Source organism: Roseibium aggregatum (assembly GCF_017309185.1).
In the GTDB taxonomy this organism is placed as follows: Bacteria; Pseudomonadota; Alphaproteobacteria; order Rhizobiales; family Stappiaceae; genus Roseibium; species Roseibium aggregatum_B.
Map to the genome: position 1 here is coordinate 1022875 of NZ_JAEKJZ010000001.1, position 25161 is coordinate 1048035.

Consider the following 25161-nt stretch of genomic DNA (forward strand, 5'->3'; position numbering starts at 1 on the left):
ATGGAAAACCAGGTCCCCCGCGAGCCGGTTGCCATCATCGGGGTCGGATTACGTCTGCCTGGAGCCGATAGCCTGAACGGGTTCTGGGACCATCTCGCCGCCGAACGCTCTCTTATTTCCAAGGTGCCCGCCGAGCGCTGGAGCGCCGACGACCTGAAGGGGGATCCGTCAAAGGGCAACAAGACCAGCAGCGTCTGGGGTGGTTTCATCGAGCATGCGGATTGCTTCGACGCGGAATTCTTCGGGATTTCACCGCGCGAAGCCGCCTGGATGGACCCCCAGCAGCGCTTCGCGCTGGAGATGGCCTGGCATGCGATCGAGGACGCCGGCTATCGGGCCTCGGATCTGGCCGGCAGCCGGACCGGTGTCTACATGGGCGTCTGCCACTGGGACTACGCGGAGCTTCTGGAAAAGCATCTTTCCACTGTCGACGCCTATACGCCGACGGGAATAGCGTTTTCGATCATTGCCAACCGGGTGTCCCATTTCTTCGATTTTCAGGGCCCCAGCATCACCAACGACACCGCCTGCGCCGCCTCGATGACGTCGCTCTTCGAGGCGGTGCGGGCGATCCAGGACGGCACCTGCGAGCTGGCGCTGGCCGGCGGTGTCAATCTCATCTGGTCGCCGAACCATTTCGTCGCCTTTTCCAAGGCAGGGATGCTCTCCAGGGAAGGCCGCAGCAAGGCGTTTGATGAGGCGGCGGACGGTTATGTCCGGGGCGAGGGTGGTGCGGTTCTTTTGCTCAAGCCCTTGAAAAAGGCGCTGGAGGACAACGATCCGATCCACGCGGTTATTAAAGGCATAGGTATCAACCATGGCGGCAGGACGAATTCGCTGACCGTCACCAACCCGGCAGCCCAGGCGGAGCTAATCAAGCAGGTCCACCGCGAGGTCGGTGTCAGCCCGGACAAAGTCTCTTACATCGAGGCTCACGGTCCGGGAACGCCGCTTGGCGATCCGATCGAAATCTCCGGTCTCAAGCAGGCTTTCTCGGCCCTGGCCGAAGAAAACGGCGTTAGTTTTGTCCCGGAAAGCTGCGGGATCGGTTCGGTGAAGACGAACATCGGTCACCTGGAAGGAGCCGCCGGTGTCGCCGGGATCGTAAAGGTGCTGGCATCGCTGAACCACGGGCGCCTGCCCGCGAATGTCGGGTTCAAGGACCAGAACCGGCTGATCGATCTTTCCGGTTCGCCGTTCCGGATCCAGAAGGAGCTGACCGCCTGGCCAAGGCAAGAGGGGGCGCCGAGGCGTGCCTGCGTCAGTTCGTTCGGCTTTGGCGGGAGCAACGGTCACGTGCTTCTGGAGGAAGCACCGTTCCGCTCGCAGGAAATTCCTGAAACCGAAGCCCCGATCCTTGTAATTCCGCTTTCGGCTCAAAACCACGGCCGTCTCACCCAATACACCGCCGAACTACTGCGGTTCGTCGAAAAGGCGGACTGGCAAGACATGTCCCTTGCCGATATTGCCTGCACGTTCCAGACAGCGCGCGAGCCGATGGAGGCCCGCCAGGTCTTCCTCGCACGCAACCCGGTCGAGCTCGCCACAGCACTGCGCGGCTATTTGATCGAGGAAACCAGCGAAAACGGTATTCGGACCGGGGCATCCGTCGACACGGCATCGGAAGAGGCGTCGGAGATCGTCGCCTTGGCCCAGAGATGGACCAGCGGAGATGATGTCGACTGGACACTCGCCGGGGCAAATGGCGGGCGACGGATCCATCTGCCGGCCTATCCGTTCGAACGGCGGCGGCACTGGATGGATCTCTCCCCTGGCGCGAAGGATCAGAAGCCGGTCCCGCACCCGCTCCTGCACCGGAACACCTCCGGCTTCGACAGGAGCAGCTTCGAGACCCGGCTGACGGGCGACGAATTCATTCTGGCCGATCACCATGTCGATGGACGGCAGGTGCTGCCGGGTGTCGCCTGCCTTGAAATGGTGCGGGCGGCAACGGACCTGGCCGGCGGTCTGCCGGATGCGGGCCTGGTTATCGAGAACGCAGTCTGGACAAAGCCGGTGCTGGTGGAAGATCGGCGCGCGATCACGGTCGAAACGCGGCTGGAACGGCCGGAAACCGGCGAGATCGGCTTCTCGATCCGGACGCTGGATGCCGCCAACGGCAAGACCACACCGCTTGCGGATGTTCCCAACGCGACAGGCACCCTTCGTCCGCTCGTGGTCTTTACGCCGGAAACCGTCGATCTCGAGGCCCTGAAAAGCCGGATTTCCGAGCCTGTCGAGCCCGGAACCTGCTACGACTGGCTGCGTGCGAGCGGTGTGGACCATGGACCCGCCTTCAGAGCGCTGACGAAAGTAAGCCGGGGTGAGGGCGAGGTTCTGGCGCAGATCCGGCTACCGCGCCGCTTGCAGTCGTCTCTCGAGACCATGCCGCTCCATCCGGTCATACTGGATGCCGCCATTCAGGCCTGGATCGCGACTGGCAGCGCAGCGCCCAAGGGAGCGGCGGTCCCCTTCGCCTGCGGAAGCATTGAAGTTTCCGGTCCTTGCGAACCGGTCATGTGGGCCCATGTGCGGTTGAAACCCGGTCAGGCTCCGGATGCGCCGGTGCGCAAGCTCGACATCGATCTTCTCGACAAGACCGGGGAACGCAGGATCGCCTTCAGGGACCTGACGCTTCGGGTCCTGAAGCGGGAAACTCCGGCGGAAAAGGCATCCGGCGCACAAATGCCGCTGATCGTCACCGACGGCGGCTGGCGGCCCATGCCGCTTCAGCTGCGTGCGGACGATAAAAAGCACCAGACCCGGGTCCTGCTTGCAGGGACGGACGAGCGGACGGCGGAGGATCTGGCCCGACAAACCGGCTGGAGCGTTGAGATGCTTCCCGATGTCGCCGGACTTGGGCACGCCGAGGCCGCGGAGATCGTCTTCGCCGCTGCCTCCGGCGCCGTTCGGGAGATCATGCGCTCGCGCCCGGCAGAGCCGGTTACGGTCCTCGTTCTTGCGGCTGACGGTGTTCCGGCCCCCGTGATCACCCCGCTTGCCGGTCTCCTCAAAACCGCCGCGATCGAGAGCCCCAAGGTTTCCGGACGGGTGGTTTTCATTTCAGGCGAAATCTCCAAAGACCGTCTGAAATCCATCGCCTTGGCCGAAACGCGGGCAGGGGATACGCTTGTCGAACTGCGCTACGACTCGGGCGGCCAGCGCCATGCATGGCTGCCGTTGTCCGAGATGTGTAGGGGCGAGGCGGCAGATGTCGGCATCGACCCGGCCGGAGCCTATTGGGTCACCGGCGGCTTGGGCGGTCTTGGCCGTATCTTCGCGGAATGGCTGATCTCCAAGGGCGCCCGCAGGCTGGTTCTGACCGGCCGAAGCCCGGAGCCGGGCAAGGAAGCCCTGGCATGGCTGTCTGGACTTCAGGCAGCGGGAGCCGCCGTGGTCTACCGCGCCTGCGATGTTGCGGACCCGTCCGATGTCGAAAAACTTGTGGCGCGGATCGAAGGCGAACAGCGTCCGCTCAAAGGCATCATTCATGCGGCCGGGATACTGGATGACGGCTATATACTGACCCAGGGCCCGGCGAGCGCAGCCGTCGTGTTCGCCCCCAAACTGGCGGGAACCGTCAATCTGGACGAGGCGACCCGCCATCTGCCGCTTGATTTCTTCGTGCTCTGCTCTTCCATCGCGTCCGTTTTCGGCAACGCGGGGCAGGCCGTTTATGCCGCCGCCAACGCCTTTCTGGATGCCTTCGCCGAAACGAGGGCGCAGGACGTGGCCGCCGGCGAGCGCAACGGCCGGACTGTTGCCATTGCCTGGCCGCTCTGGGCAGATGGCGGCATGTCCGTTGACAAGGCAACGCTTGAGGGGATGAGGCGCCGCCTCGGGCTGACACCGCTGCCGCGCGACGCCGGACTGGCGGCTCTGGAAACGATCCTTTCGACAAGTGGCACGTCGCGCAACACGGTGCTTTACGGCGATCTGGAGCGGATCGACGAGGTGCTCGCGGACTATGGCCAGGGCCTCGTTGAACCGGAATCGGAAGGGCCGGAGCCGCAAGTCACCGCGTCCGCTGAGGCATCGGGACTGGACGATGCGACGCTCGAACGCAAGACGGTCGATTTCGTTCGCGGCACTCTGGCGGATGTCCTGGAAATGGACGCGAGCCGCATCCGGGCCAACCGCAAGCTAGAGGAATACGGTCTCGATTCCATCGCGATCGTCGAGGCCACCAACCGGCTGGAAGAGGCGCTCGGGCCGCTGTCGAAGACCCTGTTCTTCGAATTTGTCGATCTGTTGGGCGTCGCGAAGCATCTGGTGGAGGGCCACGGCGGCGCGCTCCGATCGGTGTTCGCGGAGGATCTTCAGGAGGACACCGGACCTGCGGCCGAGGAGCAAAAGGCGGTCGCGGCCGAGGCGGAGATCTCCGAGGTCAGGGTTTCCCCGCCTGTTCCTGAGGAGCGGGGGCGGAGGTCTTCGGAAGACGGCAGAGACGACCGGCACGACATCGCCATTGTCGGTCTGTCGCTACGTGTCTCCAACGCCGATACCCAGGACGCCTTCTGGAAAATGCTGTCGGAGGGAATCGACGGTTTCGAACCGGTGCCGAAAGAGCGCTGGGACAACGGCGCGCTCCACCACGGCGAGCGCGACGTGCTCGGCAAGACGGTTGTCCGGACCGGCGCGTTCCTGCCGGATATCGACAAGTTCGATCCGCGCTATTTCCGCATTTCCCAGGCCGAAGCCGAACTGATGTCGCCGGAGGTCCGGCTGTTCTTGCAGGCGAGCGTCGAGGCCTTCGAGGATGCCGGCTATTCCCGTGAGACCATGGCGCGGCGTTTCGGTGGCGACGTCGCTGTGATTGTCGGGTCGATGACCAACGAATACGATCTCTACGGCTTCCAGAACATGCTGATGCGCGGCTCCCTGGCAAGCGGCAGCTATACCGGCACCGTGCCGAACATGGTGTCCTACTACTACGGCTTCACCGGGCCGTCCTACTTTCTCGACACCATGTGTTCCGCCGCCTCGACCTGTATCCACGAGGCGGTGCATATGCTCCGGGCGGGCCGCTGCAAGATGGCGCTCGCCGGCGGGGTCAGCCTGCTCTTACATCCGCAAAAGCTGATCGCAACCTCCCAGGAGCATTTCACCACCAAGTCGGCGGACGTCATTCGCGGCTACGGGCTGGGCGCGGAAGGCACGATCCTCGGCGAAGGCGTCGGCGCCCTGGTGCTGAAGTCTTTGGTGGAGGCGGAGCGCGACGGCGATCACGTCTACGGCGTGATCAAGGGCTCTGGCATCAGCAACGCCGGGGTCCGCAACGGGTTCACCGTGCCCAATCCCAACCAGCAGGCGGTGGCCATCGAGAAGGCGCTGGAGGATGCGGGCATCGGTGCGGAGACCATCGGCTATATCGAGGGCCACGGCTCGGGGACCGCGCTTGGCGATCCGATCGAGGTCAAGGCGCTGACCCAGGTGTTCCGCAAGCATACGGACGCGGTTCAGAGCGTTCCCATCGGCACGGTGAAGAGCAATGTCGCGCATCTTCTGGGTGCCTCGGGTCTCGCGGGCATCGTCAAGGTGCTGGCTCAGCTGAAGCACGGCCAGCTCGCGCCCTCGCTTCACGCCGAAACGCTCAACCCGGATATTCCCTTCGAAACCTCGCCCTTCTACGTCCAGCGCGATCTCTCTCCCTGGCAACGGCTGACGGATCAAACGGGCGCCGAGTTGCCGCGCAGAGCGGGTGTAACCTCTATCGGTGCAGGGGGCATAAACTCCCATATCGTCATCGAGGAATACCGCGCGCCCGCACGGTCCGCCGCGCCGCGAGAGGCGGAGCTTCTGGTGTTCTCGGCGCTGACGCCGGACCGGTTGAAGGCGGTGCTGGAACGCTTTGCCGGTTTCCTGCGTCAAGATCCCCAAGAAAACCTGGCCGATGCCGCCTTCACGCTTCAGGAAGGCCGGAACGAGTTGACGTCCCGGCTGGCTCTGATTGCTCACGACAAGGACGAGGCGCTCGCGGCCATTGAGACATACATCTCGACCGGGGCACTCTCCTCGGGCATGGTCCATGTGCCCTCAATCCTGGAGGCCGACCCGCCGGAGGACAAGGACGCCGTGGCCGCCGACTGCGCCGCGCGCCGTCTGGAGCAGGTTGCTTCCGCCTGGTGCCATGGGGCCTCCATCGACTGGGATCAGCTCAACCGGGGCCGCAATGTCAGGCGAATTTCGCTGCCGGCCTATCCGTTTGAAAAGATCCGCTGCTGGTACCGTCAGGAGCCGGATGCCCCGTCGGTGGTCAATCCGCTCGGATCCCGGTTCAAGCTCCATCCCTTCATCGGCCGGAACTGCTCGGATGTGACAGGTTTGCGGTATCGTACCGCGATCCACCTCAAGGAGCTGCGCGACTACACTTATCTGGACGGCGGCCGCGAAACCGTCTTGCCGACTGTGGCGGCCGATGTCGTGGCCGCTGCCACCAGGATTGCCGGCGTGGCCGAGCATCCGAGTGTCACGGGTCTTCGTTTCGAGGCCAGTCCTGTCTGGGGCGAGGTCAGGGAACTTGAGATTTCGGTGGAACCGGGCGCCGGGGCGAGTGGCGGTTCCGTGCGGATCGATTGCCTGATGGAAAACGGTGACCCCATCGGCTGGGTCCGGGCCGACGTCGGCAATGCGGATGGTTCCGCAGACCAAACAATTGATCTTGAGGCGCTGCGCCGGACGGCCGTCGAAACCCTCGATGCCAAGGCCGTCTATTCGGACCTGAAAGACCGGCGCCTGTCCTTCGGGCCTTATCTGGAAAGCATCGGGCATCTGTGGCGTTTGCCCGATTTCGGCCTCCTGTGCAGTCTGCGCGAAGACCAGCCGCAGCAGGACTTCTTCAAGAAAAACGTGTTCTTCCCGGCACCCGCCCTTGGCGCGGCCTTGGAGGCGCTTTTCCTCGCCAACCCGGACGCTGCCGGAATTTCCCTCGGCGAAATGGAAAGTGCGGACTGTGCCGCCGGGGAACTTGCGCATGTGCTGTGCCGGCCGGGCTCGCCCGGATGTTTCAATGTCCAGTTCCTCGACGCCAATGGCCGCATTCTCGGAACCCTGTCCGGCGTAAAGCTTCTTGGAGCGATGGTCGGTGTCACGGACGAGAGGCAGACGGAAGCGGCTAGCGCCGCTGAGGCCGTTCCGGCGGCGCGGCAGCTTCAGGAGGATCTGCGCGGGAAAGCCGCCGCGATCCTGAAATTCGCAGCCGCCGATCTGAGCCCTCGAGAAGCATTCCACGATCTCGGCTTCGATTCCATTTCGCTGACCCGCTACGCCAACGACATCAGCGAGGCTTTCGGCATCGATCTGTCCCCGGCGGTTTTCTTCGAATGCGAGCACATCGAGGCGCTCGCCGACCACCTGATCAGCCGCTACAGTGTGAAGGTCCCCGAGGAAACCGCGAAACCGGCTCCTTTCCGTGCGATGGCGGCCCAACGGCCCGAAGAAATGGTCGTCTCGACGCCGGACACGGCTCCCGCAGCGACGAAATCCGCTGAGGGCTCGGGTCTGACCGATACCCGGATCGCCATAATCGGCATGGCCGGCCGGTTCCCGCAAAGCCCGGACGTCGAAACCTTCTTCGATCATCTCCTGGCCGGGCACGACCTGACGTCCGACATGCCGATAGCCCGGTATTCTCCGTCTTATGCGGAGCGTCTCGACAGGGCGCAGTTTGCAAAACACGGCGGGTTTCTGGACGATATCGACCGGTTCGACGCGGGCTTCTTCAAGGTTTCTCCGCTCGAGGCGGAACGCATGGACCCGCAGCAGCGGCTGATGCTGGAAACCGCTTGGCGGACCTTGGAGGATGCCGGCTACACACCGGAGGAGCTGCCGCGCGCAACCGGCGTCTTCATCGGCATCACATCTCTCGATTACGCGGAGCTTTGGCGGTCGGAAGGCCTGGGCATGGACGGCTATGTCGCGACCGGAAATTCCCTGGCCATGGCCGCCAACCGGCTGTCCCATCAGTTCAATCTGAGCGGTCCGAGCCAGGCCATCGACACCGCGTGTTCCAGTTCCCTGATCGCGATCCTGCGCGCCCGTGACGCGCTGCTGTCCGGTCAGTGCTCTGCAGCCATTGCCGGTGGCGTCAATCTTTGTCTGTCGCTGGAAGGTTTCGAGGGCCCGCATCAGGCGGGCATGCTGTCGCCGACGGGCCATTGCCACAGCTTCGGCAGGGCCGCCGACGGCTACGCGCGGGGCGAAGGTGTGGCGACGCTTCTCCTGAAGCGGCTGGGCGATGCGGAACGCGACGGCGACCGCATCCTTGGGGTCATCGCGGGCGGAGCGGAAAATCACGGTGGCAGGTCGGGCGCCCTGACCGCCCCGAACGTCAAGGCACAGGCACGCCTGATAGTGGACGCCATGCACGGGATCGATCCGGGGACCGTGAGCTACATCGAAGCCCATGGCACCGGCACGGAACTCGGCGATCCGGTGGAAGTCAACGGTCTGAATCGGGCCTATGCGGAACTCGCCAGCACAACGTCCCTGCCGGGATCCGGCATTGGCCTTGGCACCGTCAAGTCCAATATCGGTCATCTGGAAGCCGCCGCCGGGATTGCCGGGGTCGTCAAGGTCCTGATGGCCATGCGCCGGAACAAGCTGCCGCCAACGCTCCACTGTAACCCGATCAATCCGCACATCGATTGGTCGGACGGTCCGTTCCGGGTCGTGACGACACGTGAACCCTGGCCGGTGGGCAGCTCGGGTCAGCCGAGACGGGCAGGCGTAAGCAGTTTCGGCTTCGGCGGCGCGAACGCGCATCTCATTCTGGAAAGCTACGACAAGCCGAATGGATCTGTCCGGCAGCCCCTGGCGCCGCGTTCCTTCGCCTCAACCCGCTTCTGGCTGCCCACGATGGCGACTGGAAACGAAGAGCGTGACACGATGCTCTTTGCCGCCGACTGGCAGGTTTCTCAGGCGGTTGGACCGTCTTTTGCCGGCCGCCGGTTGGTCGTCGGTTGCGGCGTCCGGATCGCCTCGGAACAGGGCACCGGCCGGGTCGATCTGGTGCCGACCGGCGAGTGCATCGCCGCAAAATACAAGGATGCCGCATGGCAGGTTCTTGGCCTTTTGCGCCGGGAAATGGCGTCCTCGAGCCATGAGCCGGTTCTGATCCAGCTTGCCGTTCCGGCCTCGGGCGACGGCGCGCTCTACAGCGGTCTCGGCGGCATGCTCCAGACTGCGTCGCAGGAAGATCCGCGCATCAGGATCCAGGTCGTCGAGGTTCCGGAGGACATGTCTCCGGCGGAAATTGCCCGGTGGCTGCGGGAAGATGCCGGAGCGATCCACGAAAGCCACATACGTCATGTCGACGGACAGCGCCACGTCCGCACCTGGAAGGAACTCGCTGTAACCGGTCAGGAGGGGCGCTGGCGGGACGGCGGCGTTTATCTGATCGCCGGCGGCATGGGTGGCCTTGGCCGGCTTCTGGCCGAGCACATCGCCCGGACGGCGAAAGATTCCGTCCTGGTTCTGAGCGGTTCCAAGCCGATGGATGAGGAGCGCGCCGCGTTCCTGGACAAGCTGCGCGAGACGGGCGCCGTGACCGCCTACCGGCAGGTCGATCTCTCGGACAAAAGTGCGGTTCAAGACCTTGTCGGTCATATCATCGAGGTCCATGGCTGCCTGAACGGCGTGGTCCACACGGCTGGTGTTCTGCGCGACGGTTTTGTCACCACGAAGTCTGAAGACGATCTTGAGGCCGTCCTGGCGCCCAAGGTCGACGGCGCGCTCGCCCTGCGCGATGCCTGTGCCGGGCTGGGACTCGACGCCTTCGTGCTGTTTTCATCGCTCGCGGGTCCGTTCGGTAATCCGGGGCAGGCGGATTATGCGGCGGCGAACGGCTTTCTGGACGCTCTGGCAAGCGCTTCGGGCGGGGCGATCAAGTCGGTCAACTGGCCGCTCTGGCGGGATGGCGGCATGACCGTCGACGGGCCGACAAGAGAGATGCTCTTCCGCAGGATGGGCCAGCGGCCGCTCGAAACCGGTGCCGGCCTGCAGGCATTGCAAGCGTGTCTCGCCGGAGCCTCGGCGCAAGTTGCCGTAGTCGGCGGCGACGAAGAACGGATCCGCGCCTTTTTCGGCATGCGGCAGCGCATTGCGGAAATGGAAAGCCCCCGAGGCCAGGACATCCGGGAAGCGCCCGCCATGGCGGATCTTCCCGCGAAAGTCCGGTCGAAGCTCGGAGGGCTTTTCGCACGCGTGAGCGGCAACCCGGCGGACGCCATCGACCCGCAGACGCCCTTGGAAGACTACGGTATCGACTCCCTGATGATCACGAAGCTCAACAATGAGCTTGGCGATATCTTCAAGGACCTGCCGAAGACATTGTTCTTCCGCTTCCGGACGCTCGCGGCGGTGGCGGACTATCTTGTCGAAGCGCAGCCGGCCTCCTGCCGGCTCTGGACCGGCGAGGTGGAAACCGCACCGGCACCGGCAAGGGAACCGGTTCCGGTGAGCATTCAACCCGCCGACGCCGCGCCGTCTCATGCACCGGACGAACCAATTGCTATCATCGGCATGAGCGGCACCTACCCGGACGCACCGGATCTCGACACTTTCTGGGAGAACCTGCTGGCCGGACATGACGCCGTGGGAGAGATCCCGAAGGACCGCTGGTCGATGGACGGGTTCTACGAACCGGATCCGGACAAGGCGGCGGCCGAAGGGAAAAGCTACTCCAAGTGGGGGGCGTTCCTCGATGGTTTCGCGGATTTCGATCCCCTGTTTTTCAAGCTGTCGCCCCGCGACGCTGCCGCCATGGACCCGCAGGAGCGCCTGTTCCTGATGAGTGCCTGGCAGGCGCTGGAGGACGCGGGCTACACGAGACACCGGCTGAAACAGGTGGCCGGGTGCGGGCATGGCGGCGCGCGTGTTGGTGTCTTCGCCGGCGTCACCAAGACGGGCTACGCGCTGCACGGACCGTTCGCGACCGAGGGCGGCGCGACGGTCCGGCCGACGACATCCTTTTCCAGCATCGCCAACCGGGTGTCCCATCTCTTCGACCTTGCCGGTCCCAGCCTGCCGGTCGACACGATGTGTTCCTCCTCGCTGACGGCGATCCACGAGGCCTGCGAGCATCTGCGTGCCGGCGGCTGCGCCATGGCGATTGCCGGCGGTGTCAATCTCTACCTGCATCCGTCGTCCTATGTGGAACTGAGTGCCGCCCATATGCTCAGCCCTTCCGGACAGTGCCGCAGCTTCGGCGAGGGCGCCGACGGTTTCGTGCCGGGCGAGGGCGTTGGCTGTGTCCTGCTGAAACCGCTTTCCCGGGCGCGCGCCGATGGCGACCGCATCCACGCGCTGATCCGCGCGAGCGCGGTCAATCACGGCGGCCGCACGAACGGCTACACGGTGCCCAATCCGGACGCCCAGCGGGACGTCGTGCGGAGCGCTCTTCAAAAAGCGGGGCTGAACGCGCGCTCCATCGGCCTCATCGAAGCCCACGGCACGGGCACGGATCTCGGCGACCCGATCGAGGTCGACGGCCTGACCCGGGCCTTTGGAACCGACACTGAGGCCAGAGCTTTCTGCTCCCTCGGCTCGGTGAAATCGGCCATCGGCCATCTGGAGGCCGCCGCCGGGATTGCCGGACTGACCAAGGCGGTCCTGCAGATGAAGAACCGCACGCTGGTGCCGAGCCTGCACGCGGAGCGGACCAATCCAAACATAGACCTTTCGACAACGCCCTTCCGGCTGCAGCGGGAAGCGGGACGCTGGGAAGCTGGCGGTCCACGTCTTGCCGGTGTCAGCTCCTTCGGAGCGGGTGGCGCCAATGCCCATGTGATCCTGGAGGAATGGTGCGAGCCGCAACAGGCGCAGGCGGGTCCTCAGCCCTGCGAAGACAGGGAAATCGTTCTTCTGTCGGCACGAAGCGACGAGCGCCTGAGGGAGCAGGCCGGCCGGTTGCTGACCTGGCTACGGACATCCGGACGAAATGGGGAGCCGGGCCGATCTGAACCATCTGACATCGTTGGAACATTGCGTGCCGGGCTTGGCGGCCTGCTGGACGTCGATCCGCAGGATATCGATCCGGACGAGACCTTGGACACACTCGGTCTGGAAGCGTCCCATATCCCCGCCTTGCGAAACTGGTGCGAAGCCGCTTTCGGCTACCGGTTGAGCCCGTCCGACCTGGACGCGGGCGGTTCGGTAAACGGTCTGGCGGCAATCCTGAGCGGCAATGCCACCAGGACCGCGGGAGGGGAAGGGGCTTCGGAGCTTTCGGACATCGCCTATACGCTGCAGGTCGGCCGTGAGGCGATGGAGTGCCGGCTCGCTGTCCTGGCATCGGACGCAGGCGACCTTGTTGTGGCTTTGGAAACCTGGTTGGAGGGGGCGGAACCGGGAGTGCCGGTTGCCGTCAGCCAGTCCCACGGCAAACGGGGCGCGCTCGCGTCTCTCGCCGATGACGAGGTGATCCGCGAGGTCGCCGCAAGAGCCTGGGAAACGCGACGTCTCGAAACCCTGATGCGGCTCTGGGTCGAAGGCGTCGACATCGACTGGGCGGAACTGCGCAAGGATGCTCAGGGCCGCATCGTCAGCCTGCCGACCTATCCGTTCGAGAGAACGCGCTACTGGATCCCGGCCGAAAGGCTGGCGGGCATCGAACCCACCACGGTTCAAAAGCAGACGGAACATCTGTCCTTGCAGCAAGTTCTTGCAGGCTGGAACGGCGATGCCACCCTGTTGGCGGACCAGGAAAGGCTGGAGACGGCGGTGGCCCAGGTTCTCCGCGCGGTCCTGCACGAGGTTCCCGAAGCCGAAATCGTCCCGGCCTACCGGGCCTGGTTCGAGGCGGCGGCTGCGCTCCTTGAGGACACGCCCCTCGAAGAAACTCTCTCCTCAACCGAGGCCTGGGCGTCCTGGGAGGCTGACAAAACGTCGGGTGAAGCCACCGCGCAGAGAGCGCTCGCCGAAGCCGCCTTGCAGGCTCTGCCGGAAATCCTGACCGGCCGTCGCCGGGCGACTGACGCCCTCTTCCCTGACGGACGCCAGACGCTGGTCGAGGCGGTTTACAAGGAAAACCGGGTTGCCGCGCGCTTCAGCCGGACCCTGGCCGAGGCGGCCGCGCGGGTCGCACGCGCCTGGGACAAGCCGGAGCGCAAGCTGCGCATCCTTGAAATAGGTGCCGGGACCGGCGGCACCAGCGAGCCGGTTTTCGAGGCGCTTGCGCCCTTTGCCAGCAGGATCGGGCAATACCTTTATACCGACATCTCCCGGGCCTTTCTGATCCATGCGGAACGGAGCTATAAAGCCCGCATAACGGGCCTTGAAACCGCGCTGCTCGACATCGAAAAGCCGCTCGAAGGCCAGAAGATCGAGACGGGCGCCTACGATCTGGTGATTGCGGCCAATGTGCTCCACGCAACCGCCGATATCCACGCAACGCTCGCCCGTGTGCGCAAGACCCTGGCACCGGACGGGGTCCTGCTTTTGAACGAGACCAGCCGGGCGACCTTCTTCACCCATGTGACCTTCGGTCTGCTTGATGGCTGGTGGCGGTTCACCGATCCCGAGTGGCGCATTCCCGGCACCCCGTCGCTGACCCAGGCAAACTGGCGCAAGGCGCTGGAAGCGACAGGCTTTGAGTGGCGGGCGGGGTCTACGGAACCGGAACAGGCGCTTGGCCAGCAGATCGTCATTGCCTCCGCGACCGGGGCTGAGGCGCAAGAGTCGCTTGCTGTTTCGCCTGCGGACAAGCCGCGGGCCAATGGCGTTTCGGTGTGCGACCGGATCCTGGCGGCCCTAAGCGAAACGCTCAATATGGCGCCCGAGCGGATCGGCCAGGAGAGCAGTTTCGCGGACTACGGTCTCGATTCCATCCTGGGGACCGAATTCGTGCACCGGCTGCGCAAGGCCCTGAGCATCGACTTCGACCAGACCGAACTCTACGATTTCGCCAATGTGGCACGGCTGGAAAGGCATCTTCTGACGAAGCATCCGGAGCTTGCGGCAAAAGTGCCGGCACCTGCTTCCGCGCAAGCCGCCGTTGCTACGAACTCGCCATCTTTAGGTGCGGAACCGGCGCGGCAGATTTCCGAATCCCGGACCGACGGGAATGTCCCGATCGCCATTGTCGGCGCCAGCGGCCGGTTCGCCAAATCCGAGACCATTGATGCACTTTGGCGGCATCTGGAGGCGGGCGACGATCTCGTCGAGCCGGTCAGCCGGTTCGATCTGTCACCATTCTACCGCGATGCCGAGCCCGGCAGCTATGGCAAGCACGGCAGTTTCCTGGACGGGATCGACCGGTTCGACCCGGTCTTCTTCGGAATATCCGGGGTCGAGGCCACCTACATGGACCCGCAGCAGCGGCTTTTCCTGGAGGAGGCCTGGAAAACGCTGGAAAATGCGGGGCATGCGGGCGAGGACACGACCGGCCGCCGCTGCGGCGTCTTCGTGGGCTGTGCCCATGGCGATTATCAGGATCTCTTTACCGAACAGCCGCCCGGACAGGCCTTCTGGGGCAACACCACGTCGCTGATCCCGGCGCGGATCTCCTACTGGCTGGATCTCAAAGGGCCGGCGGTCGCCATCGATACGGCCTGCTCGAGTTCTCTCGTTGCGCTCCATACGGCTTGCCAGAGCATCCGCAACGGCGAATGCGACATGGCGCTGGCCGGCGGCGTGTTCGTTCAGTGCTCGCCGCGCTTCTTCCGTTATGCGAACGCAGCCAACATGCTGTCGCCCTCAGGACGTTGCGCGGCCTTTGGTGCCGGCGCCGACGGTATCGTGCCGGGCGAGGCTGTGGGCGCTGTCCTTCTCCGTCCTCTCAACGATGCCCTGGACGACGGCGACACGATCCTCGGCGTTATCGTCGCGTCCGGCACCAATCAGGACGGCACGACCAACGGCATTACGGCGCCGAGCGCGTCCTCGCAGGAACGCCTGATCCGGCAGGTTTGCGAGGATCATCACATCGATCCCGCGACCATCGATTATGTCGAGGCTCATGGCACCGGCACCTTTCTCGGTGATCCCATCGAACATGCGGCGCTCGTCCGGGCCTATGACGGGGTCGCGGGGCGCAAGATCCGCCTCGGATCGGTGAAATCCAACATCGGCCACGCCACCACCGCAGCAGGGATCGCGGGGCTGATTAAGGTTCTCCTGAGCCTGCGTGAGTCGACCATCCCGCCGACGCTGCATTTCGCGGGCGGCAATCCGGCCATCGATTTTTCCAGCGGGCCTTTCCGCGTCAACAGCGTTCCGGTGCCCTGGCCCACCCGCGAGGAACGCAAACGCCGCGCGGCGATCAGCTCCTTCGGCTTCAGCGGCACCAATGCCCATGTGGTCATCGAGGAGGCCCCGGTAACGAAGACCGAGAGGGAACCGGCACGAAGCCAGCTCTTCGTCCTGTCGGCGCGCACGCCGGACCAGTTGAAGTCGCAGGCGGAAAAACTTTCAACCCATCTCGAGGCTCATCCGGACCTTCTTGGCGAAGACGTTGCCTTCACGCTGCTCGCAGGCCGGCGCGTCTTCGACCATCGCCTTGCCCTTGTCGCGGACAGTCCCGGCTCCGCCGTTGAGGCCCTGAGAGGCTGGCTCGCAGGTCATCCGGCGTCGACTGTTGAGGTCGGCGTGGTGACCGGGCATGAAGGTGAACCAGCGAAATCCAAGCTTCGACTGGCCGATGAGGATGGGGAGAAGAGGATCGCGGATCTGACGGCTCTTGGCCGGACATTCCTGTCGGGCGGCCGTCTGGATGCGGCCGACCTGTTCCGGAAATCGCGCCGCCGCGTTCCGCTGCCGGCTTATCCATTCGCGGGAAAGAGCTATTGGGTGAGCGAGGAAAGAACCAAAACTCAAAGAAAAGCTCCGATTGTCGTTCAATCCCCCGAAGCAAACGAGACGGCAAAGGTTTTGGCTCCAGAAACCGGTCAACGCTTTCGGCTTGCACCGCCTGCTGCCATGGCCGCTTCCGTTGGCCCTAGTGAAGTCCAGCGTTCGGAAAAAATTGTCCTGCCGCCGCTTTCATCTACTCCGGTCCGGCGAGAGGACGCCGGAGACGTTCGTCGGAAGGATGACGCGGATGGTGTCCGGGTCCTGGACCTCACCGGACCCTGGGGAGAGGCTCTGACAAACAGGCTTGTGCAGGAACTGGACCTGGCGGGTTCGGACGAAACGGTCCGCGTGATCGTTCTGACCGGCGACACGGCCTGGATGGCCGGGCCTGATCCGGTCGCCGGTTTCGACCCGGAATGCGTCGTGAAATGCGCCGTCCCGGTTATCGCGTCGGTTCAGGGCACGGCGAGCGGGCAGGCTGCCGCAATGGTGCTGTTGTGCGATTTCCTGGTCTCGGAGAGCCTTGCTGCCTTCGCGAATGTGCCCGAACCGGAAAGTAAAATCGCGCAACATCTGCGCGACCGACGTCCGGACACGTGCGGCCTCCTCGCGCCGTCGGGACTAGGGAACGAATGGGCCTTCGCCCTGGCCCGGAACATCGCGCAGGGGCCGAAGGATGCGCTTTGCCTGCTGAAGAGCCACATGCGCCGCGACCTGCCGTCGCTTCTGGCCGATCTGCCCGAGCTCCCGGAACCTTACGAATTCCCGGACGGTGCAGAAACTGCGCCGCAGTCGTGCAGTACGGTGCCGCTCAAGACTGACGTCATGTCCCTGGAGCTTTTCGACGACGGCGTCGTTCTGCTCACGATGAACGAGCGGCAGGGCCGCAACATGTTCACCCCCGCCTTCATGGACGGCTTCGAGGAGGCTTTCGCTCGGATCGCCGAACTCTCCGAAGCCAGGGTCGTTGTCCTGACCGGGCACGACAGTTATTTCGCCTGTGGCGGAACGAGGGACGGCCTGACGGACCTGCAACAGGGCGGTAGCCGGTTCACCGACCGGCGGATCTATTCGCTGCCGCTGGAATGCGAGCTGCCGGTGATTGCGGCCATGCAGGGCCACGGCATCGGCGCCGGCTGGTCGCTCGGCATGTATTGCGACCACGCGATCTTCGCCGCCGAGGGCCTCTATCACAGCAACTATCTCTGGTACGGTTTCACGCCGGGTGCAGGCGCCACGCTGATCTTCCCCTACCGGCTCGGCGACGATCTCGGCCGCGAGGTCCTGTTCACCGCCTGTCAGTACCGGGGCAGGGAACTCGGCGAAAGGTCGCCGTGCGTGACCGTCCGTCCCGCCCGCGAGGTCTTGAAAAGCGCGCTCGACGCGGCGCACAAGCTCGCCCGGATGCCGCTCGAAACGCTCGTTGCCAGGAAGGACGAGACCGCCACGCTGTTGCGGGGGCGCCTTGAAACCGTGCTGGAGCGGGAACTGGCGATGCATGACAAGACCTTCATCGGCAACGAGACCGTCCGCGCGCGGATCGCGGAGAAATTCGGCGAGACCATCCAACCGGTCGCCGTCCCCGAAGCCGAAGAGCAACCCTCCACCAGCGCTGCCGAATTGCGGGACGATCTCGTCCGCTCTCTGGCGGACGATCTGATGATCGATGTCGCGGATATCCGCGACGGCGACAGTTTCCTCGACCTCGGGCTGGACTCGATCCTGGCGGTCACCTGGATACGCGGTCTCAACAAGCGCTTCGAGATCGATTTGCCGGCAACCGCCGTCTACGCCCATCCGACCGTCAAGGCGTTGACGGATCGTGTGGCGGAACTGGTCGGGGCCAGGCAGGACACTCGGCAGGAACCGGGTATTCCGGAGTCTCCGGAACCTGAGTTGGCGAAACCTTCACAACCCGTGCCGGCCGATATTTCCCCCGACAACGGATTACGCACGGAAATCGTGGCCTCGCTCGCCGAGGACCTGATGCTCGATCCGGCGGAGATTACCGACAGCGCCGGTTTCCTGGATCTCGGGCTCGACTCTATTCTGGCCGTCACCTGGATCCGCAACCTCAACAGGCGCTACGGCATCGAGCTGCCGGCAACGGCGGTCTATGCCCACCCGACGGTGGGCGCACTGATCGGGCATATCGCCGGGCTCGTTCCGGCCACCGGGGTCCCTCCAACCGAGCCCGCTCAGCTTCCGGAAGTCCCGGCTGAACCCGCCGCAGCGCCGGTCGAACCGGCACCCGCGCAACCAATCGCGGCCCCTCTTGTCGCGGCTCCCGAAACCGAGACGCGGCAGGAGGCCGTTGCCATTGTCGGCGCGTCAGGCAGGTTTCCCAAGGCCGGCGACCTTGCAGGATTCTGGCACAACATCGCCACAGGGCGCGATTGCATCGATGAAGTGCCGCCATCCCGCTGGGACATCGAGCGCTACTACGATCCGGACCCTCAGGCGCCCGGCAAGACCTATTGCAAGTGGATGGGCGCGCTGGACGATATCGAGGCCTTCGACGCGGGTTTCTTCAACATCACACCGCGCGAAGCCGAACTCATGGACCCGCAGCAGCGCCTGTTTCTGGAAACCGCCTGGCACGCCATCGAGGACGCGGCCATCGATCCGTCCAGTCTGTCGGGCAAGTCATGCGGGGTTTACGTTTCCTCCGGTCCGAGCGGTTACGGCGATCTGATCAAGGAGCGCAACAGCTACAGTCTTCTCGGCAGTTCCGGCTCCATCCTGGCGGCGCGGATATCCTATCTGCTCGATCTGCGCGGACCGTGCCTGTCCATCGACACGGCCTGCTCCAGTTCGCTCGTGGCGATGGCCCAGGCCTGCGAGGCGCTCGTCTCCGGTACCTGCGACATGGCGCTCGCGGGCGGAGCCTGCGTGATGATCGGCCCCGAGATGTTCATCGACACGGCCAAGGTCAGCATGTTGTCGGCGGACGGCCGCTGTTTCTCCTTCGACGAGCGGGCGAACGGCTTCGTGCCCGGCGAAGGCGTCGGCGCCGTGGTCCTGAAACGCCTGTCGCACGCGGAACGCGACGGCGATCCGATCCATGCCGTGATCCGGGGCTGGGGTGTCAATCAGGACGGAAAAACCAACGGCATCACCGCGCCGAACCCGAAGGCCCAGACGGCGCTTCTGAAGTCGGTCTACGAGCGTTTCGACATCGACCCGGCGACCATCGGTCTCGTGGAATGCCACGGCACCGGTACGCCCCTCGGCGATCCGATCGAGGTGGAAGGCCTGACCGACGCTTTCGAAGGTGCGGCGAGCGACGTCCGCTGCGCCATCGGGTCGCTGAAAAGCAATGTCGGTCATCTTCTGGCATCCGCCGGCATCGCCGGAGCCCTGAAAGCCATGCTGGCTCTGGAAAACCGGCAGATCCCGCCCTCGATCAATCTGGATACCCTCAACAGTCACATACCGTTCGAGCGCACGCCGTTCGAGGTAAGCCGCGCTCTGACGGAGTGGGAGAAGCCATCGGGCCCGGTTCCAAGGCGGGCCGCGGTCAGTTCCTTCGGCTTCAGCGGCACCAATGCGCATCTTGTCCTGGAAGAGCATGATCCGGCAGCGGAAAGCCAGGGGAAGGTCGTGCCGCCGGTCTTCGTGCTTTCGGCCCGGACCCGGGAGCGTCTGATCGACTATGCCGGGGTCCTGGAGCGCTACGTGTCCGGCCGTCCGGATCTGGATCTCGACGCGCTTGCCCTGACCCTTCAGACCGGCCGGACCGTTTTCCGTGAGCGTCTGGCCTTCACATTCGAAAACCGCGACGATCTCCTGCGCAAGCTTGCGTCCGTTGCCGGGGACAGGGCGCTTGATGGCATCCATTTCTCGGCGGGCGATACCGCGACTGTTGCGGACGATGACGCAAAGGCTCTGGCTGAGACATGGCTTTCCTCCGGCGAAAGACATCAACTCGACAAGCTGGCGGAGTTTTGGGCCAGGGGCGGGGACATCGACTGGCCGCGCGCGCCGGGCCGTCGGCTGCATGTCCCAGGCTACCCATTCGCGCGAACCCGCTACTGGGTGGAGCCGGCTTCGGAGTTGGAACCGGTCGGGAGCGCACCTGTCGTGTCCGGTCCGGCCCCCTTGTTCGGCCGCGCGCCGGTCGAGGGCGAAATCGGCCGGGTAACAATCCGCATCGAGGGAGATGAGCCTTTCCTGACGACCCATGTGAATGGCCAGCGCCTGATGACCGGCCTGTTCCTGCCTGAAATGGCGCGCAGCGCGCTGGAGCGGCTCTCCGGCCAGCCCGTTTCCGGCCTGACTCACCTGCTCTGGGGACGGCCGGTCACGATCAACGGCAGGCCGCGTGATCTGACGCTTACAGTGATGTCGGATGCCGAAGGCCTGCTCTACCGTGTGGAAGCGGATGGCGAGGAGGGACGGCCCTGGCATCTGGGCTCGGGAGCCGCGGGGACGGATGACGGCAAGGCCCGAAAGTCCATCGCGGCCGGAAGCGCTCTTGAAGGTTCGGATGTAACCGAGACGTTCCGCGCCTTTGCGGAGCGCTGTTCGATCCACTCCGGCCCGCCGACGCCCGAAATGGCGCGCGTTGGCGAGGTCAGACAGGCTGGCGACGTGCTGACGGCAAGACTGATCTTCCCGAGGGGATCGGGCGCAGAACGCCAGGGCCTTCTGTTTGACCCGTTCGCACTCGATGCGGTCTGGCGCCTACTGGCGTTTCGCGCGGTCGGGTGCGTCGAGGACGCGGGGCTGGCGAATGCCCTGCCATTCCCGTTGAGCATTGAGGCTGTGACCGGTTTCGCGCCCCTGGGTGAAGAGGTCCATGTAAAAATATTCGGTGGATCGGATACGAATGGTCCTGCGGGCGTTACGGTCGAGCTTTACGATACGGCTGGTTTCGAATGCCTGCGCCTTCAAGGTGTCCGGCTGACGGTGCTGGAACGGAGCCGGGAAATCCGGATGGAGGAGGATATCCGCTCATGAACGGCTTGCCGAACAAGGTTGCGATCATCGGCGGCGGTCCGACGGGCATCGGGGTTGCCCGCGAGCTGATCGAGGGCGGCATCGAGGTTGACCTCTATGAAGCGGAAGCCGATTTCGGCGGCGTCTGGAATGCGGAGGCGCCTTGCGGGCGGACCTACGAGTCACTGCATCTGATATCGCCGAAATTCAACACCCAGGTCGCCGACTTTCCAATGCCGGAGGACTACCCGCCCTATCCAAACCACCGCCAGATGCTCGCCTATATCCGCTCCTATGCGAAGGCCTTTGGGGTCTACGAGCGCGCGCATTTCAACGCGGCGGTCGAAAGCCTGACGCCTGAAGGCGACGGCTGGCGGCTTGAGACCTGCGCCGGGCACAGCGAAGTCTATCCGCTGGTCGTCGTCTGCAACGGCCTACAACGGGTGCCGCGCTACCCTGCCGAGGCGCTGCCAGGCTGGTTTTCCGGCGAGATCATGCATGCCTGCGACTATAAGTCGGCCGACCGGCTCAAGGGCAAGCGCGTGCTCGTGGTGGGCGGGGGCAATTCCGGCTGCGATATCGCCGTCGATGCAATTCGCACGGCCGAAGCGGTCTTCCACAGCACTAGGCGGGGCTACTACTATCAGCCGAAATTCATCTACGGCAAACCGACCCCACAATGGATGATGGAACTCGGCAACAAGTTCGCCACCAAGGAGGAAACGCTCGCCTATATCGAGGAGGTCTTCAAGCTCGCCGGTTATGACGGAACGGATTACGGCCTGCCGGCTCCGGACTATCCCCTCGACGGCGCGCATCCGGTGATGAACTCCCTGCTGCTCTACCATATCGGCCATGGCGACGTGACGCCGAAGGGCGATATCGAGGGCTTCGATGGCTCGACCGTCTGCTTTGTCGACGGCAGTTCCGAGGAAATCGACACGATCCTCTATGCGACCGGCTACAGCCGCGACTTCCCGTTTCTCGACAGCTCGCTCCTGGAATGGAAAGGCGACATTCCCGACCTCTTCCTGCATTCCACGCCGCGCAACCACGACAACATCCTATTCATGGGCTTCATCAATGCGGCCGGCGGGCTCGGCGACGGTCTGAAGACCCAGGGGCTGTACGTCCTGAATTATGCCAGGGCGCTCTTCGGCAACACCGCCGGGCTGCGGAATTTCCTTGCCGCCAAGAAGGCCGACCATCCGGATCTTGGCGAAACCTATTTCATCGACAGCTACCGGCACCAGTGGGAAGCCGATCTCTGGAAGCTTCTTGGCCATATGCGCCGCTACCGGGACATGCTGGCCGAGGGGAGTGAGTCCGGCGTGGAGGAGGCTGCCGAATGACCTCGGGCCCCGGCGACAGCTTGCGCGCCCGCATGGCGCAACTTCTCGACCGGGAACTGGTCGAGCGGGCAAGCGCGCGCGCGGGCGTGAGGGCCGGGGACGGCGAGATGGAGACGCCCATACCGGAAAGCGAGCCGGAATTCGGCATCGGGGACCGTCTTGCGAGGGACGTCTGGCGGATCGCAGCCGCCGCGCTTCGCATGCCGGAGGACCAACTGGATCCGCAGGAAAACCTCGCCAATCTGGGGGTCGATTCCATCGCGATTACCGAGATCATGGTGCAGATCTCGCGGCACTATGGAATCTCGGTCGCACCGACGACCTTTTTCGAGGCGAAACACCTCGACGATCTGAGTACGATTCTTCTGGAGCGCTACGGCTCGCCGATCGAGGCGCATTATGCCGCGAAAGACACTCAGGCGGAGGTGCGGCCGGACCCTGAGCCGATGGCCCCGGATGAGATCGTACCGGTCAGGGACGATCCCGTTCAGCCCGAAGAGGTGAGCCGGGAAGAAAGCTGGATGCGCCGCCATCGGGCTGCCTCCGCCAGACCCACATTCAAGGCCGAGACAGCGGCTAAATCGGCAGCTCGGAAGAGCCCGCCTGCTCAGCCTCAAGGAGCGGGAAAGCCTCAACATCAGGACAAACGGGACGAGGCTGCCCCCATCGCCATCGTGTCGATGGAGGGCATGTTCCCGCAAAGTCCGGATCTGGAGGCGTTCGAGGCGCATCTGGCCGGGGGTGACGATTGCATCGAGGAGATCCCGCCGGAGCGCTGGGATTGGCGCAAGGTCTTTGGCGATCCAAAGAAAGGTGCCTTCACGGACGTCAAATATGGCGGTTTCGTACCGGGCGCCGACCGGTTCGATGCGGGCTTTTTCAACATTTCGCCGCGCGAAGCGGAACTGATGGACCCGCAGCACCGGCTGTTTATGGAATGCGTCTGGCACCTGATCGAAAAAGGCGGCTACGCGCCGGGATCCCTGGCCGGCAGGAAAATCGGTCTCTTTTTAGGTATCAACCTGCTCGACTACACCGACATGGTCAATCGCGCCGGGATCATGGATGCCCAGCAGCTGACCGGTCTCGGGCACGCTTTCTGCCCGAACCGTTTGTCCTTCCTCCTTGATATTCACGGACCGAGCGAGGTGGTGGACACGGCCTGTTCCAGTTCGCTGGTGGCGATCCATCGCGGCGTGATGAGCATCCGCCACGAAGGCTGCGAGATGGCGATCGCCGGCGGCTCGAACCTGATGCTGTCGCCCACGCAGCACATCATGTTCTCCAAGGTTGGCATGATCACACCGGACGGGCGCTGCAAGACCTTCTCGAAGGAGGCCAACGGCTATGCCCGCGCCGACGGTGTGGGCGCCGTGCTCCTCAAGCGGCTCGATCTCGCCGAGCGCGACGGCGATCCGATCCTGGGGGTCATCAAGGGCTCGGTGGAGCATCACGGCGGCGGCGCGACCTCGCTGACGGCGCCGAACCCCAAGGCTCAGGCTCGCCTGATCGTCGAGGCGCACCGGCAGGCCGGTGTGGATCCGCGCTCGATCGGGTTGATCGAGTGCCACGGCACCGGAACGCCGCTCGGCGATCCGATCGAGATCGAAGGCCTGAAACTGGCGTTTCAGGAGCTTTATCGGGACTGGAAGCTTAATCCGCCGGAAGAACCCGCCATCGGCCTCGGTTCGGTGAAATCCAATATCGGTCATGCGGAAACGGCCGCCGGTGTCGCCGGTCTGATCAAGGTCCTGCTCGCCATGAAAAGCGGGACGCTTTACCGGACGCTTCACTGCGAAGAGCCCAATCCGCTTCTGGAGCTTTCGGCAAGCCCCTTCTATCTGCTGCAGCAGTCCGCCCCCTGGAAACGGCGGCAGATCGACGGCAGAGACCAGCCGCTGCGGGCGGGCTTGAGTTCGTTCGGCGCGGGCGGCGCCAACGTGCATCTGGTGATCGAGGAATACAGTTCTGCGGAGAGGAAACCCTCATCGGTGGTGCGTTCCCCCGTCGTGGTTCCGGTCTCCGCGAAAAACGAAAAGGCCTTGAGCGAAGCCGTGGCGCAGCTAAGGCAGGCTGTGGAAACCGCCGATCTCGCCGAAATGGCCTGCACGCTCCAGACCGGCCGGGACGCCATGCGCTTCCGCGCTGCCTTCGTCACGGCGGATCGTGAAGACCTGATCGGACGCATGGACGCCTTTCTTGCCGGTGACGGCAGCGCGGCAATGACGGGGGCCGTTCCGCCCGGACGCAAGGAAAGGTCTGATCCACTCGACCCGACCGGCCGGGAAGCGGCGGATCTGGCAAACCACTGGACCTCCGGCGGAGATGTTGATTGGGCTGCACTCTATGGAGACGACCAACCCCGGCGCATTGCTTTGCCGGGCTACGCGTTCCAGCGGAAGCGCTACTGGTTGCCCGAAACGGAGACCGCTTCCGCTCCTCAGGCTGGCTCGCTGTCGCCTCGGCAGGAGCACCCCGGGACATACCGTCTGCCCCTCACCGGGGATGAAGTCTTTCTGGCTGACCACAAGGTCGCCGGAGCGCCGGTTCTGCCCGGCGTCGCCTATCTGGAACTGGTCCGCGCGGCGGCGGAACAGGAGGGTATCGCGAACCCCTTGATCCGCCAGGTCGTCTGGATGGCCCCGCTGAAGGTCGAGCGGCCTGTCGAAGTCGCCTGCGACCTAAGCCGTCTAGATGACGGCGGTGCGCGCGCCGAAATCTTTACGCTCAGGGACAATGGCGAGCGCTTGTTACACGCGCAAATGCGGATCGCTGAACAGGGTGACCGGAACCGCGGAAGCGTCGATCTGGCGGCTCTGCAAGAAGCTCCCGCGCGTCATTTCGCAAGCCCCGCGATCTATTCGGTCTTCGACGGTATGGGGCTGGTCTACGGTCCGGGACATCGGGTTATTTCGGACCTTGCTGTAAAGTCCGGCGCCGGAGGCCCGGAGGTTCTGGCCCGGCTGGATCTGCCGCACTTCCTGGAGGCCACGCTCCAAGGCTTCAGCCTGCACCCGAGCCTGCTCGACGGGGCCTTGCAGTCCGCCATCGGTCTGGCCCTCGATGCGGAAGGCAGGGC

Annotated in this window: 3 protein-coding genes (1 of these 3 only partly in view); all 3 read left to right on the top strand. The window is 64.4% G+C overall.

Annotated elements, in window-relative coordinates:
• Tightly spaced (each overlapping or abutting the next), the 3 genes in view from JF539_RS04600 to JF539_RS04610 form a layout consistent with a single transcriptional unit that may run on beyond the window.
• Window positions 1–20751, top strand: coding sequence for an SDR family NAD(P)-dependent oxidoreductase (locus tag JF539_RS04600; protein ID WP_207139158.1), 20751 nt, complete (start codon window positions 1–3; stop codon window positions 20749–20751).
• Entirely contained in the window at window positions 20748–22082 is a 1335-nt protein-coding gene (locus JF539_RS04605) for a flavin-containing monooxygenase (protein ID WP_207139159.1), read from the top strand. Before JF539_RS04600 ends, JF539_RS04605 begins: the two co-directional genes overlap by 4 nt.
• Window positions 22079–25161 carry the beginning of a non-ribosomal peptide synthetase gene (locus JF539_RS04610; RefSeq protein WP_207139160.1) on the top strand. The gene runs 17404 nt beyond the window's last position, so only the first 3083 of its 20487 coding nucleotides appear in the window; it begins with the start codon at window positions 22079–22081; the stop codon falls past the right edge of the window. Before JF539_RS04605 ends, JF539_RS04610 begins: the two co-directional genes overlap by 4 nt.

Bases quoted from the DNA above. Each gene is read 5' to 3' on its own strand.
- JF539_RS04600 (WP_207139158.1), top strand. From the start codon at position 1: ATGGAAAACCAGGTCCCCCGCGAGCCGGTTGCCATCATCGGGGTCGGA.
- JF539_RS04605 (WP_207139159.1), top strand. From the start codon at position 20,748: ATGAACGGCTTGCCGAACAAGGTTGCGATCATCGGCGGCGGTCCGACG.